The following is a 14,059-nucleotide window of genomic DNA, read 5'->3' on the forward strand; positions in this document are numbered from 1 at the left end:
TCTATAATTTCCTACTAAAGTTCCCTATTCGCAATACCTTAATCAAAACAATTAATAGCACTGACTATAGAAATTAAACTACTTATACATAAAAGTTTTTACTAATAGAGAAAACGGTTGAATAATACTCTAAAAAAACACATAATAAATTGAGGTACTAGCACCTTAGACATACTACATAGGAGCTGATTTTCAATGATAAAAAAAGAAGAAATGCCGCTTTGTGATGTGGCGACGACTGTTCAATTAATCGGTAGCAAATGGAAAACATTGATTATACGAGATTTAATTACTGGGCCAAAAAGAAATTCTGAACTAAAGCGATCATTATCTGGAATCTCCCAAAAAGTTTTGACCGAAAGCCTCAACTCAATGATACGAGATGGTCTTGTAGAACGCGTTGATTTCCAAAAAGTCCCACCGCATGTCGAATATCAGCTAACTGCACTTGGGGAGACTTTTCTACCTGTTATTGAAGCCATGAGACAATGGGGACAGTTTTATAAGGAGCAAATTGGATAGATAGTTACAAATTAGTGCCTACTTAACATTTCCTAAAAAATTGTCTATACTTTTATTTAAGAGATACGCCATTATTGAGGAGGATATTAATATGCACAGTGAAATTACACCTATCGAAGCAGTTCATACTAGCGTTGAGTATACAACATTAAATGACGAGCCTGTTTTAAGAGTTGTAAAAAAAGACAAACTGATGGAATTTGATGAAAATACGTACGCAAAAGTAGTTGGCTCAACATTTCATAATGGGACAATCGAAGTGAAAATGCTAAGTCGCTTATTGCCAGATGCACCTGATTTCGCGCGTGGCTTTATCGGGATTGCTTTTCGGATCAATCAAGATGATGCAGCATTTGAATCTTTTTATGTAAGACCCACTAACGGTCGTATAGATGATCCCATCAGAAAAAATCGTGGTGTACAATATTTTTCCTATCCTAAATACACGTTTGACTATTTCCGCACTCTTGGAATCACTGATTTTGAGGGTCCAGCTGACATCGGTCTGGACGAATGGATCAGTTTAAAAGCGGTGATTAAAGAGGCTAAAGCAGCATTTTATGTAAATGATAGTGAAGAACCCGTTTTAGTAGTAGACAAGATGAAACATGGCGCTGAAGCTAAAGGAGCTATTGGATTTTTCGTTGATATCGGTACAGAAGCTTTTTTCAAGGATTTGAAGATCACAGCAATCGATTAGAATAGAGACAGCATTTAGAACTCTTGCTCTTTTGCTATAATAGTGGTCTATTGAGAAATGGTCGACGTTTTATAGCTAAAGTTACTGCTATAAAAATCTGTCTTGATTACTTTGAACTGAAAATAAAAAGACAACTATAAGTATATGGTACTTGATACTAGAAAAAACTGCGTACGTATTCCACTAAGTTATGACAGCTCAGTGTTAGATACTTACACAGTTTTTATTTATTGTAAAGTTATTATGGTGTTTCACAAAGTTCAAATTGAATTTCGCCTCGGAACTTACCTAGCGCACTAACTGAACCCAGACCAATTTCCAACTTAAATCCATCTCCTTTAGGAGTCCAATGTTTACTAATGTCGTATTCCCCAAAGTCTAGATTCTGAAAAACAGATAGAGCTTGATTGTCTAAAATGGATTCTGTATCTCCATGCTTATAACGAACTGCATTTTTTAAAATCGTCTTTCCGTCTGCATTCAACAATTCTTTTGTTAACTTCACATTTAGTGACCAGCCTGGCTTACTTTCTCTAGTGTCTGATACAATCAGAGGGAGTCCTATCACTTCCGGATTCTCTACACGTATCTTTCTGGCAGAAGACGTTTGTACTCCGAAATCAAAACCTGTTGGAGAAGACACATAGGATAAACGCCCAGTAAACTTATATTCCCAAAAAGCAGTGGAGCTATTTACCTCTATCGGAGCTGTCGGTACAGTAGAATCCACTAGTGTGCGTCGTTTTTTTAACTTTTCTAGGATGTCTTGTACTTCGCTTTCTAAAGCTAAATTAATCTTTGTTCCGAGTTCTTGGCTAATCGTAATATCAGGATGAATCCTTTCTCCAACTGAATTCACAAACTTGACTTTAAAATGGACAACTTCTATCAAACGATAACTAACCTCTTCTGATTCTTGACTGTAGGCATCAAATCCTTTTACAAAAATCTCATAGCTAGCCCCTTCTGGTAACAAAGAGCCCTCTATTGTAAAACTAAATTTACCAGTTGCTGGATCAATTGTTAGATCCTTATCCGCCACTTCTCTATAAGCAGATCCAGTTTCGCCATTTTTCTCGATCTTATATTGGAATTTTGCTGGGAAGTATTCTGTCTGAATTGTTCCTTTTACGACTTGTGCCTCACCCAGTGATGGGGCATCCTTATTTTCTACTGTTAAAAAAGGGCTTTCCGGCATAATGAATTCTACTTTTTGTGGATCAGATGCAATACCAAACTGGTCCACTACTTTAAGGTAAACATCGTGCTTTTTACCAAAAGCTAAAGCTGAGGCTGGTATTTCAATCTTTTGTCCACTTTCAGTCACAGCAGTCATTGAACTAGATTGAGTTGTATTGATTTTTGTTCCAATAGACTGCCAACTGCCAACTTCGTCTACCTTATATTGAATGTCTAATGGGTAATAGAATCCTATATGGGTAAAATCCTCAATCGTGATTGGGTAGCTTTTTGCAGTAGGTGATAACACTTTTGTTGCTTCGCCAGAACGTAAATTAAAGGCTGGTTTCGAAGGATTATTAGAAAGCTTCAACACTTCTACGTTGGATTCAATTTCATATTTATTCTTGGCACGAATCGCGAACATGTATGATTTGTCACTATTAACAATTTCGGTCTTAGGAATCAAAAATTCAAAGGTTGATTCCGATCCATTGATGACTGTCGCTTCTTTATATTGACTGTCCGGATCCTGTAATTTTTTATAAAAAACAGTTGTCGGCTTATATTTATCATCATCTATATAAGTCCCAGTCACTTTATAGGTATCTACAGGAACACGTCCATTGTTTTTATCTAATTTTATGACAGGGTTAGAATCAACATAGATCAACTTATATGTCACTACCTCTGATTTCAATGGCTCTTTTTCCGGTTCGGGAAAATCTTCAGCATAGATTAGAATTTCTTGGTCCTCATCTTTTAAATCCTTTGATAATTCTAAAGAAAAATCAATTCCTGTTCCGAGTTCATTTAGAGCAATTTCTTTTTCTTCAAATTTTTTAAAATTCGTCCCACCATCTATAGAATAATACAATTTCATTTTGGTACTGTCTGAATCAAACCATTGACCTGTAATCTTGTGTGTTCCTTGATCTGTTAACCTGAATCCTTCATTTGAATCTAAAATAATGGAAGGTTTTTCACTAATTTTCTGTAAACCAACCTTATAAGAATAACTGATAAAATCTCCAAATTTTAATGTTGGGACTATAGCAGATTTCATAGCCATCGCTGTATCATATGAATGTTGTGGGACAATACCGTTTAACAGAATAGGTGTCCCTGCAATCCCATTATCTGCTTCATTCCCGCTACCATTTAACCCATCAAACGCACCATTTGGTTTAAGCATATACAATGCATCGCTATAACCACTACCAGCCCAATTACTTACTGGATTTGGTACCTGAAAATAATAATTCAAACGATATGTAGCTCTTGGCTCTGGAGCCCAAATTGGTGAATTTACTAGCGCATCTGTTTGTTCAATATACAGTCCTCGATTATTTCCCAAATAACGAATCGGCACTTCATCATTATCAGACAAAAACGTATCAAAATAAGACATTAACGCCACATTATCTAATGAGAAATCTCTAATAGCGTCATCTGGTGTAATGTTTTTCAGATAAATTTCAATTCGGATATTGCCTTTCTCAGGATACATTACTTGTGTTAACTCAAATTCGAAGTTCATTATCTCCGGCAAGCTCCCTAAACTTGATTCTTTTGGTTTTGCACGATACTTTGCCATAAGTGCTACGCTACCATTAGCAGTCTCTTTCCTATAAAACTTGGCAGAATTTTTTATCGGGTTAAATGTCTTATAAACCATGTCATCGCCAGTCTTCGGATTTTTCACACCCAAAATAATAGATTGGCTAGTATTTGGTCCAAAAATATAGTCTCCCTCTTCTGTTGGAACTGAATTTCTATATAATGCTTGAATATCTCCTGGAACCACACCATCTGGATAGGTCTTCAAATCTCTTAAAAACACATTGGGAATTAGTTGTAAATATGAGCTAATATTCAATGGAGTATCAAACATATCCCCAAATTTATACACAAGTTGCAGTTCCCCAGTTTCATCTAGATTAACAGATTCACGTCGCGCCGTGTCTACTGGTATCCAGCTAACATCTAGTGCTGGTGGCGCTTGTCTTTGAATAGGTGCCGATAACCCAGTATTATTTGAAGTCTTGCTTTCATCTTTACTAAGGTCTCCATTTTTTGCCTCTAAGGATGCTCCTTTTGTTATGTACACGATTGCTAATATGAATGTCATTAATAGTATTAGTGAAAATACTATATTTTTTTTCTTCATCTTTCTTCCTCCTTTAGAAAATTAATTCCTTAAACCAAATAATAGCTAAGAAATATAGCATTCCCAAATTAGACTCTTTTTTATTTTCTCAGTAATTTGATTATCAGTAGTCATTTATATACAAATTGGTTAAGTATTGGCTATATTTTTAAAACATGTATATGTTGTTAAAACCAAGATACGTATCACTCTCATTTTCATCAAATACCTCCATAACATACGCGTAGATAATTTCTACAAAAATTCTTATTGAGCGAACAGAAAAAGAATCCTTACACACTTCGTTGGAATAAAAACGAACAAATATGCTTTCAAAGTATACTTCCCTGTACATACTATATTAACACCGTATTATTATTTATTTTTTCAATAAACGGATAGCTCTAAGAAACGTTTGAAATGCTTTAAGTAAAAAATGAGCGACTTCTATATTAAAATCATTTTGTTTCGATTTTATTAATCGATATTAAACATATTATTCCGAAAAAATAAGGAAAATAACATGAAACTACCACTTATACTTGTTTAAATGTATGGAAATAATGCCTATGAAGGAGAACAGAAATAAAGGATAAGACAAATAGTTAGCACCATTTGTCTTATCCTTTATCTTAATTATTAGTTCACTCTTTTTTTACGATTTAGTACATAAGCCCCGACAGCTAGCATAATTGTTAGCAAACCAACAGTCTTAGCAATGTTGCTCTCTTTGCTTCCAGCTTTTGGTAATTGGTCTTTTGGTTGTACAGCATCTCTTTTAGATGTATTCGAAAGAATGGTATCACCTTTTGATTGTTTTTTTTCTTCTTTTACTAGTATCCGTTCACCTTCTGCATGTCCATTCGATTTAATCTCTTCTTTGACAGGCTTATCTTGGTGCACCTCAATCTCTTTTCCAGAAATGGCTGGTTCTAATAAAGGTACTTCTGTTACATCAACAGTCTCTGGCTGAATTGGGTTGATTTCTTCTAATTCTGTTGACTCATCATCGATTGTTTCTTTTTGTTCATAAACGTGAATTTCTGGTTGTTCTTCCTTAGCTTCATTCAACTCTTTTTCTTTACTTTCTTTCGCTGTTTCTTTCTCGATTGGTTGGATTTCACTTAACTCACTAGATTCGTCTTCGATCATTTCTATTTGCTCTCCAACATGGATTTCGGGACTATCTTCTTTGGCTTGATTTGACTCTTCTTCGCTTTCTTTTGCCGTTTTTTCCTCGATTGGTTGGATTTCACCTAACTCACTAGATTCGTCTTCAATCATTTCTGTTTTCTCTCCAACATAGATTTCGGGATGATCTTCTTTGGCTTGATTTAATTCTTCTTCTTTCGTCTCTTCTGTTTTTTTAGGATCCAGAGGCGTGATTTCTTCTATCTGATTGGATTCGTCTTCTATGATTACTTCCTGTTCCTCCGGCTCATTTATTCGCTCATTTTCATCACCTGTGGCATTTCCGTCTAAAAAGATATTCTTTACTTTGTGCGTTGCTACTTCATTTGTCGCTTTTTCATAATACAGTTGATACTCAATTTGACAATCGTTAGTAAAGTTCGCTTGTTTTTCCCCAGCCTCTGTTATTGTCGCTGTGTACATAATTGAAAAGGAAGCCAACCGTGCTTTTTCACGATAAAGACGAATTACAAAAGCATTGTCTTCGCCAAATGTAACGGTCCCATATCCATGATTTTCAAACTCTGACAAACTAAGTGTCGACCGACCTAAATAATTATCGACCGTAAACACAAAACTATCCTTATTTAATAGTTGTCCCCCACCAGATTGATCTGTCAAAACGATGTCATTTCCTAATTCTTGTTTATTCAAATTTGCATTTAAAAACCAACGGATTTGACCAGATTTCCCAAGTAGATCCCCAGTTTTATAAAAGAAAGGTTTCTCACCTTCCACGCCACCGCCTGTGTGTCCTTTGACTACAATATTGGGTACAGTGATTGATGTTCCAAGATTTGCTGGTATCTCTTTCACTGTATTTTCTGCAACATTTTTTACACGCACACCGAAAGTAAATTCACCACGAACGTGATCTAACTGATTCACTTTCTCATTAAAGGTCGCAATTACTTTATCTTTATAAACACGGGTTATACCTAACCCATTTAAATCAATTTCACGTGGTACACTATCAGAATCAACGAGGCCTTCAAGCTCTTTTGGTAAGGATAGAGTTAAGGTATCTCCTGCACTTAGCTTAGTAGTAGATTTTTCACTGAACGTTACTCTAATAGAGGTCAACTCGCCATCTGACAATTCTGATTTATCAAAATGGATTGAATCAACAAACCCTCCATTATTTAATTCCGCAGCCAATGACTGCTGGCTAAATCCAACTACTCCTAACAACCCTACAAACATTACAAAAAACCAAGATAATTTCTTTCTCATCTTTTATACATCTTTCCTTCCTCGTGATTGATATAGACTAATATGCATTCTATATTGCTTTTGTGAAGAGCAACTTTTCTGATGTTAAACAAAAAAGGAAGTCGTGTCAAAGATTATATGTTTTACATTAAATTATAATGATTGTTATTTTCATTAAATATATTTTTAATAACAATATTATCGAATTATTATTAAAAATAAGATTGTAAATTGATGATTAAGATTTCTTATTTGACCTGTCATAGATAAAAACACATGATTAGAACAATTTTTTATCTTGATTCAAGAAAGGTTACTTTTTTTCTTACTTTAAAAACGTTCTTTCATAGTATATTTTTGATTATAAGTATAAATTACGTTAAACTTTTATAAAGTTCATTTTTAATTTATATTATTTTATAATCTTATAATAGAAGGTTTATTTTAGAAAAAAGAGGGAGCGATTATTGATGTGTACAAGTATTACAATGACGACAAAAGATCAACATGTTTTATTAGCTAGAACAATGGATTTTGCGGTTATTTTAGAGGGTGAGCCGACGTTTATTCCAAGAAAAAAATTTGTATTCGTTAATGACGAGAGCTACGACCGTAAAAATGAATACGCCTTTGTAGGAATGGCGCGGCAAGTGAATAAGGAATACTTTGTTTTTGCGGATGGTTTAAATGAAAAAGGACTCTCTTGTGCTGCTCTTTATTTTTCAGGGTATGCTGATTATAACAATCAAGATACTTCTAAAAAATATACCTTAGCACCTCATGATGTTGTCCCATTTTTATTGTCTAATTGTTCAACGATTGAAGAGGTAACACAGACAATGGAAAACGCTCGAGTTGAAAATACGGCCTTAGATTTCTTAGGCATCGTCTTACCTCTTCATTGGGTCATCACTGATAAAACCGGGAAAAGCATCGTCATTGAATACACTGAACAAACCTTAAATATTCACGAAAACACAGTTGGGGTCATGACAAATAGTCCCGACTATAAATGGCATACAACGAATTTAAGAAATTATATTGGCCTTCAACCTAGTCAAAAAACAGAAGTTCATTTAAAAGATATGGTCATGAAACCATTTGGTGAAGGCGCTGGTGCTTTTGGTCTTCCTGGTGATTTTACACCACCATCAAGATTTGTTAGAGCGGCCTTTCTAAAGGCTTGCTTACATGATGTTCAGACAGAGTTAGACGGTGTTACGTCTATGTTTCATGTTCTTGCTAATGTGGATATTCCTAAAGGTGTCGTAAAAACAACACAAGCGTATGACTATACTCAATATACCTCTGTTATGGTGAATAGCTCACTAAACTATTACTATAAAACGTATAATAATCACCGTATTCGCTGTATCCAACTAGAAAATGAAGATTTCGATGCTACTTCTGGAAAAATCTGGTCTAGTGGTGATACAGAAGACATTTTGTATCGCAATACTAAAAAATAAAAAGAAAACGAGCCTGGGACATAACTAAAAAGGGTATGTTTCAGGCTCTTAGTAACCGAATAAACGGTGGGCGCAGAAGCAACTCCTTCGGAAATAAGCCGAAATTGCTGTAAAACACAACAAGGAACAAGTTGATGTTGCACAGTACCTACTTGGTCACAAAAATTTGAAGAGCAATTTTCGTAAATTCCTTCTTATTTCTCGGAGTTAAACACTTCTGTCCCAACCTCGTTTTCTTTTATTTTTTTAATTCCTCATTTCAAGCTCGCCGTTTTTCGTATCATACTAAAAGTTTGGACGACCACAAGTATTCTTAGCACTCTTGGGAGAAAAGATTCTATTGAGACACCTGCATGACGCAAACTTTTTGCTAACTAAATCCAGTTCAACTCTCTTGTAGTGTACGCACGGTACCCGTTCTTTTCGTGGAATGATACCCGCTCGTTTATAGTAACGAATCTTATCAGTCGTTAAACCAAACATTTCTGCAGCTTCTTTGCTATTCAATCGAGTTGTCCTCTTTAATTGCTCATTCCAAATTGGAAAAATCGTGATTGATGATTTCTTGTAATCTAAATGTATCATGCTCAAATTCAAATTTCAAAATACAGCAATTTCCTAAACGGTCTTTTTGATCCACATCACTTGTATGGGCCCAATTTCGCATAAATTGTCGGCAAGAGGCCCCATGGGATACAGCTAACACCGTTTCACCCGCTTCTTTCATGATTTTCATCAAGGTTTCCGATACTCGTTCTCTAAATTGACCTTCTTCTTCTCCACCATATCCAACAAAGAAATCTCCATAGGGTAACGGTGGGTTTAGTGCCTCACTTTCTGATTCGAAACGGCCAAAATTCCATTCTTTCAAGCCTTTGACCCTTTTATATGACCTATCTGTCACTTGCTCTAAGGTATCGCTAGCGCGTTCAGATGTAGACGTATACGCATCATCAAAATCAATACCATGATCGTTAAAATAAGCCCCTGCAATCTGCGCTTGTTTGATACCTTTTTCCGTAAGTGGAGAGTCGCACCAATCTTGGATTTTTTTCTGTTGGTTAAATAATGTTTCGCCGTGTCTCATCAGATATAATGTTTTCGTCATCTACCTCATCCCCATTTCTATATGTTTTACTTATCATAACCCACGAAGTGCGCTCCAAGGCAAGTAAAAAAAGCTGAACATAACTGTTCAGCTTAACTTTCTACCTATTCAAGCAAGCGCCCGTTGTCATGCCAAGCACCATATATTTTATTGGCTTTGGTGTTCTCAATAAATTTATCTAATCGTTTTTCAAACAATTCAGGTTGATGTTTGTACGTTTGAATTGTGTCAATCCGAATACGCCGATATAATTCTGGAAAGTTTAAGAACATTTCGTAGATTTCCATATCCTCTTTCAGTCGTTCTACGATAACCGTATCGATTTGAAAAGGAGTTGCTGTCATGTCCGGCAAAACATTCCTACCTTGTTCTGTTAGCAAACCTAGTTTTTCCAAACGGCGAACACGTTCTTTATTCAGTTCTGTCCAAGGACTTTTTTTCGCTCTTGGTGAAAGTCGTTGTGCTGTTTGTGTTTCTGAAACTTTCTTTTTAATACCGTCAATCCAGCCAAAGCACAAGGCTTCTTCTACTGCATCTAAATATTGAATTTTATTTGGTTCAGGTTTGATACTGACAATGCCCCAACAACATTTTGCGGTTGTGCTATTTGTGTTTAGCCAGTCTCGTAGTTCTTGTCTGGTTGTGATGGGTAATAGGTTATCGATTTGCAAGCATTTAACTCCTAATTTATTTTCAACCGATTTTCAATAACACTTTGAATCTTCTTTTCTATAAAAGATACTAAAACATCAAGCTTATGAAACTAAATAGAGTTGAACGTAAAAGGCAAAAGAGCCTGGGACATAACTAAAAACGTTATGTTTCAGGCTCTTAAAAACCGAATAAACGGTGGGCGCAGAAGCAACTCCTTCGGAAATAAGCCGAAATTCACAAAAATTTGAAGAGCAATTTTCGTAAATTTCTTCTTATTTCTCGGAGTTAAACACTTCTGTCCCAACCTCCTTTGCCAAAAATTTTCAACTACTATTTGATGCTTCATTTCGCTAACAATAATTTAATCGTAAGTTTCTCGCACTGTAATTCCTCTATTTATTAAAATATTAGTCAATTTTTCGCTTCCTAATGAAATAAATTAGTACGAATCCCCAACTAATAGTGCTAATCCCAAAGGAAACCTTTTGAATTAGTGTACCAACATACCAAACCTTCAATTCTCCTTGACCTGATACTGTCACCTCTAAAAAGCCATGCATGTCCGCTTTTTCAAATTTTCTTGCATCATGAACTTTACTAAAATCTCCAGTTCCTTCTACATGATAACCTTTGTAATAAAGAAGGGGGAAAATTAAATTTGTTTGCTGTGCTACATCATAAGAAAGTGTAAAAATATTTCTCTCTCGTTTCATATCAGTAATCGTTACGCCTTCCCCTGACGGATTAGATAACAAACCCGTCGGAGCCATCCAAGAGGTCATGCCACTTGGTAAGAATTCAACGCCATATCCGAGTTCCTTTTGTCCATCAATTGCTAAAAATTCCTCGTATTTCGCCTTCCTTCTAGCTCCATTGCCCATTGTTGACATCTGACTATGAAAATTGCTGATTAAAGTACCTATTAGCAATAGTGCAACGAAACCAACGACTACTTTAGGTTTCGAAAAAGCTAGTTTAGTCACATTCTCTGCCACTGCCCATAAAGTACAAAATGTCACAAGTAAAAAGTACCTAGAAGGTAACTGAACCATGTTAAAAATTGTATCATGAAACAGCCAATGTGGAAAATAACTCGTTGACAGTATGAAGAATAGGAGGGCAATTAGTATGAGCTGCTTCCCTAACGATGATAGCTTCATAATTCGAAGCAATGAGATTAAAAGCAACCCCATTACAAGAAGCCCCAGATTGTTATATCCTGAGTTTTTTACACCGATTTCGAGATACTGCCCTATTGTCTTAGCTGTCTTTTGTAGGTAAAAGACTGGATTATCTTGCACTCTTAATCGTTGAAAAGTAAGTTGTTCTCCCATCGGAAACAACGATACTGCCACTAACGGAATCGTGGTAAGTGTGGCAAAAAAGAGACTACGTAAACGCGTCTTTTCCCTCCATAAACGTCTTCCATTCATAACTAAGAAACAAATGATAAGTAGGATAACAAGCCCCGCCGTCAGCAAATGAGCAAAAAATATAAGTGCCATCCCGATTGGTAAAAGAAACCACTTTTTCTCATCACCAAATATAATTAAATAAATACCAACAAACACAAATGGAAAGAGCATAATCGCCAAATATTCTCCTACTGCTGCCCGAAACACCACATCCGATAATCGATATGAAGATAATCCATATAAAAATGCGAACAAGAAACTCTCTCTTTTTTTACGATGAAGATACAAAAAAGAATGGTACGCAATTACAAAAGTACAAAAATTAACTAATAGAATAAATATTACATAGCTTTGAATTAACGAAAGACCCGTTAAACGAAAAAGAGCAGCCGGATACAAAAAGAGATTTGGATAAAAAATCCCTGTTGCATAGCCCATCCCACCTGTTAAAAAGTAGTTAATTTGAGGAAAGTAGTCTCCATTAAGAATAGATCCTGCTAAGCCCTCTATGCGGCTTAAATGAAAGCTTAAATCGTCTCCATAAAAAATCGTTTGATTGTGTAAAACAGTGAAATAGATACTCCCAATACTTAAAAAAAGGAACACCAGATAGGGGGGCCATTTTGGCAATTTTTTTAGTTTTTGAGTCCACGTAAATTGTCTCATTTTTTCCTCCTTTTCTGAACGATACAGCACAAATTGAGAGGACAACCGTCCTCTCAAACATCAAATTTATTCTGTCTTGTCCGATATATTAACATAAAATTCTCTTAAGACGCTATTTACATCGAAGGATACTTGAATTGATTTTAATAACGCTTTTCGCTTGTACGCATCTTCACCATTTTCAATGATCGGAAGTGTTTTTTCGCCGATATTTCCTTTGGCATCACTATATATTTTATTATATTGCTTTAATCCTTTTTCAATCCCTTTAATAGTAATAACATCAGCCATCTCTTTTGACAAGCTAGAAACTTGATCTAATAATAATTTTGCATCATCTGATTGATTCAATATTAACAACGTCTGGCTATCCAAACGAATTTGTTTTTTTTCAGCATTAAACAGGTAACTCAAATCAATAACCGCGTTAATCTTTTCAACTCCATTTTTCGAGAATGAAAAGACTTTTTTAAAACTAATATTATTCTCTGTCACAAAGAGACTATAATCAATCCGTTCATCCAGTCCTAATTTTTCTTTAAAAGTCTTCTCTAAAACCTGATTTGATTCCTCATAAAAAGGACCTGTAGAAACATTAAATTTCCCCGTTAATAGTTTCATCGCTTCCTCTTCACTTTGAATGTCTGTAAAATCATAATTTCCAAGATATGCAGTTCTTTCTCCATGCCAAGCTTGCGCTTGTTCCTCTTTAGTTAAACTTGCAAGACTATTATCTTTTGCTTCTTTTTTCGAACATCCCACAACCATGAAAAGAGATATGAGAATGATTAGCGTTATTTTTTTCATTTGTTTTTCCCTTCCTTACGGTACTAATAACGTATAGACTTGTTCTTTACTGTCTATCCCCTCATTTAGTTGAAGTTGAAGCGATTCTTTTCCTGATAATTCATATAATAGAACACCTTCAATCGTTTGATTCGGTTCGAGATTACTCATGCCATTTCTCACCAATTCTTCAACTTCATAGGAGGTATTCTTTTTTGGAATCGAAGCTGGTTTAAGGAGCTGGCTTCCTTGCTTAATTTGAATGCTCTCTTCCCAACTAGCTGGTTGAATCACATCTTTGTCTTGATTCGTTAGTGTGTATCGAAGCATCACCAACTCTTTTTCATCATCACCAGACATTTTCCCTAATCCGGTAATCATCACTCGATAGTGGTCTTTTTTTTCTAAAGTGATTTCTTGGCCATGCTCTTTTTCCGCTTCCTTTGCTGCTACTTCTGCATCATAGGCTGTTTGTTTCACTGTTTCGATAGAAGCATCAATAAGTTTCACACGATCCTTATAACTAGTATCATTTGCAGAGTAAAACATGAATTGAATAACACCATTTTCAGTAAAAAGACAATAAAAATGTGCCCAAGAACGTTTGCTAGCTACAGTAGTTTCAAAGGTGAATTTGAAGGCTTTTTGCTTATTGACAGTGTATTCTTTCATATAAACATCTTCTGCCTTTTTATAACCATTTCGATTCGCAAGCTCACTTTGAGTTCGTTTGCCAAATTCTTTCTCCTCAACATCTTTTTTTGGAAAAATCAATACAAACATGCCCGAATTGCTTTTACCATCCTGCGCCCCAAAAACAGCTTGTTTACCATACTGTTCCGTAAAATTTTCCTGCTTCTTCCAATATTTTGGTAATTGAAAGGTATACGTTAGCCCTGATCCTTCTACTGTCTCTTTTTGCTTTTCAATCGGCTCTTTTGAACAGCCTGCTAAAAACGACACGGATATAGCTAGGATTAAACACAGATAGTTCCACTTTTTTTTCAT

At 35.4% G+C, this 14,059-nt stretch carries 11 protein-coding genes and 1 pseudogene; 3 read left to right on the forward strand and 9 right to left on the reverse strand.

The annotated features are described in order from the left end of the window. Nucleotides 1-195 precede the first annotated feature (195 nt). Both BCR22_RS06360 and BCR22_RS06365 read left to right on the forward strand, forming a co-directional pair. Nucleotides 196-522, forward strand: a complete 327-nt coding sequence (locus tag BCR22_RS06360; protein WP_069654105.1) for a winged helix-turn-helix transcriptional regulator — start codon at nt 196-198, stop codon at nt 520-522. A 91-nt stretch (nt 523-613) separates the two neighbouring features. Next, on the forward strand, nt 614-1,222 hold the full coding sequence (locus BCR22_RS06365) for a hypothetical protein (RefSeq protein ID WP_069654106.1): 609 nt from the start codon (nt 614-616) through the stop codon (nt 1,220-1,222). Between the two features lie 241 nt (nt 1,223-1,463). On the opposite strand, the gene BCR22_RS06370 is transcribed toward BCR22_RS06365, so the two are convergent. Then, on the reverse strand, nt 1,464-4,571 hold the full coding sequence (locus BCR22_RS06370) for a WxL domain-containing protein (RefSeq protein WP_069654107.1): 3,108 nt from the start codon (nt 4,569-4,571) through the stop codon (nt 1,464-1,466). Between the two features lie 618 nt (nt 4,572-5,189). Then, a complete protein-coding gene (locus tag BCR22_RS06375; protein ID WP_069654108.1) occupies nt 5,190-6,974 on the reverse strand; it encodes a collagen binding domain-containing protein in 1,785 nt (594 codons plus the stop codon). Nucleotides 6,975-7,423: 449 nt separating this feature from the next. On the opposite strand from BCR22_RS06375, the gene BCR22_RS06380 reads away from it, so the two are divergent. Beyond that, nucleotides 7,424-8,422 (forward strand): linear amide C-N hydrolase, encoded by a 999-nt coding sequence (locus BCR22_RS06380; protein WP_069654109.1) that lies wholly within the window; start codon nt 7,424-7,426, stop codon nt 8,420-8,422. Nucleotides 8,423-8,462: 40 nt separating this feature from the next. On the opposite strand, the pseudogene BCR22_RS15925 reads toward BCR22_RS06380, so the two are convergent. The 7 genes and pseudogenes from BCR22_RS15925 to BCR22_RS06410 all read right to left on the reverse strand — a co-directional run bounded on the left by BCR22_RS15925 (nt 8,463) and on the right by BCR22_RS06410 (nt 14,059). Further along, a pseudogene (locus BCR22_RS15925) lies at nt 8,463-8,648 on the reverse strand (hypothetical protein). Nucleotides 8,649-8,707: 59 nt separating this feature from the next. Next, nucleotides 8,708-9,007 (reverse strand): MerR family DNA-binding transcriptional regulator, encoded by a 300-nt coding sequence (locus tag BCR22_RS16010; RefSeq protein ID WP_420841166.1) that lies wholly within the window; start codon nt 9,005-9,007, stop codon nt 8,708-8,710. Beyond that, nucleotides 8,952-9,530: a histidine phosphatase family protein gene (locus BCR22_RS06390; RefSeq protein ID WP_069654111.1), complete on the reverse strand. Its 579-nt coding sequence runs from the start codon at nt 9,528-9,530 to the stop codon at nt 8,952-8,954. The genes BCR22_RS16010 and BCR22_RS06390 overlap by 56 nt, the downstream gene beginning before the upstream one ends. 104 nt (nt 9,531-9,634) lie before the next feature. Next, nucleotides 9,635-10,201: a YdeI/OmpD-associated family protein gene (locus BCR22_RS06395; RefSeq protein ID WP_069654112.1), complete on the reverse strand. Its 567-nt coding sequence runs from the start codon at nt 10,199-10,201 to the stop codon at nt 9,635-9,637. Nucleotides 10,202-10,591: 390 nt separating this feature from the next. Further along, a complete protein-coding gene (locus tag BCR22_RS06400; protein ID WP_069654113.1) occupies nt 10,592-12,265 on the reverse strand; it encodes a glycosyltransferase family protein in 1,674 nt (557 codons plus the stop codon). Between the two features lie 66 nt (nt 12,266-12,331). Then, nucleotides 12,332-13,072, reverse strand: a complete 741-nt coding sequence (locus tag BCR22_RS06405; RefSeq protein ID WP_069654114.1) for a hypothetical protein — start codon at nt 13,070-13,072, stop codon at nt 12,332-12,334. A gap of 15 nt (nt 13,073-13,087) precedes the next feature. Then, nucleotides 13,088-14,059: a DUF5067 domain-containing protein gene (locus tag BCR22_RS06410; RefSeq protein WP_069654115.1), complete on the reverse strand. Its 972-nt coding sequence runs from the start codon at nt 14,057-14,059 to the stop codon at nt 13,088-13,090.

Source organism: Enterococcus plantarum, assembly GCF_001730295.1.
GTDB classification, from domain to species: Bacteria; Bacillota; Bacilli; order Lactobacillales; family Enterococcaceae; genus Enterococcus_L; species Enterococcus_L plantarum.

What these genes read in the sequence shown, in the direction of transcription:
- BCR22_RS06370 (WP_069654107.1), bottom strand. Translation starts at nt 4,571, where the DNA reads ATGAAGAAAAAAAATATAGTATTTTCACTAATACTATTAATGACATTC.
- BCR22_RS06375 (WP_069654108.1), bottom strand. Translation starts at nt 6,974, where the DNA reads ATGAGAAAGAAATTATCTTGGTTTTTTGTAATGTTTGTAGGGTTGTTA.
- BCR22_RS16010 (WP_420841166.1), bottom strand. Translation starts at nt 9,007, where the DNA reads ATGATACATTTAGATTACAAGAAATCATCAATCACGATTTTTCCAATT.
- BCR22_RS06380 (WP_069654109.1), top strand. Translation starts at nt 7,424, where the DNA reads ATGTGTACAAGTATTACAATGACGACAAAAGATCAACATGTTTTATTA.
- BCR22_RS06400 (WP_069654113.1), bottom strand. Translation starts at nt 12,265, where the DNA reads ATGAGACAATTTACGTGGACTCAAAAACTAAAAAAATTGCCAAAATGG.
- BCR22_RS06405 (WP_069654114.1), bottom strand. Translation starts at nt 13,072, where the DNA reads ATGAAAAAAATAACGCTAATCATTCTCATATCTCTTTTCATGGTTGTG.
- BCR22_RS06365 (WP_069654106.1), top strand. Translation starts at nt 614, where the DNA reads ATGCACAGTGAAATTACACCTATCGAAGCAGTTCATACTAGCGTTGAG.
- BCR22_RS06410 (WP_069654115.1), bottom strand. Translation starts at nt 14,059, where the DNA reads ATGAAAAAAAAGTGGAACTATCTGTGTTTAATCCTAGCTATATCCGTG.
- BCR22_RS06360 (WP_069654105.1), top strand. Translation starts at nt 196, where the DNA reads ATGATAAAAAAAGAAGAAATGCCGCTTTGTGATGTGGCGACGACTGTT.
- BCR22_RS06390 (WP_069654111.1), bottom strand. Translation starts at nt 9,530, where the DNA reads ATGACGAAAACATTATATCTGATGAGACACGGCGAAACATTATTTAAC.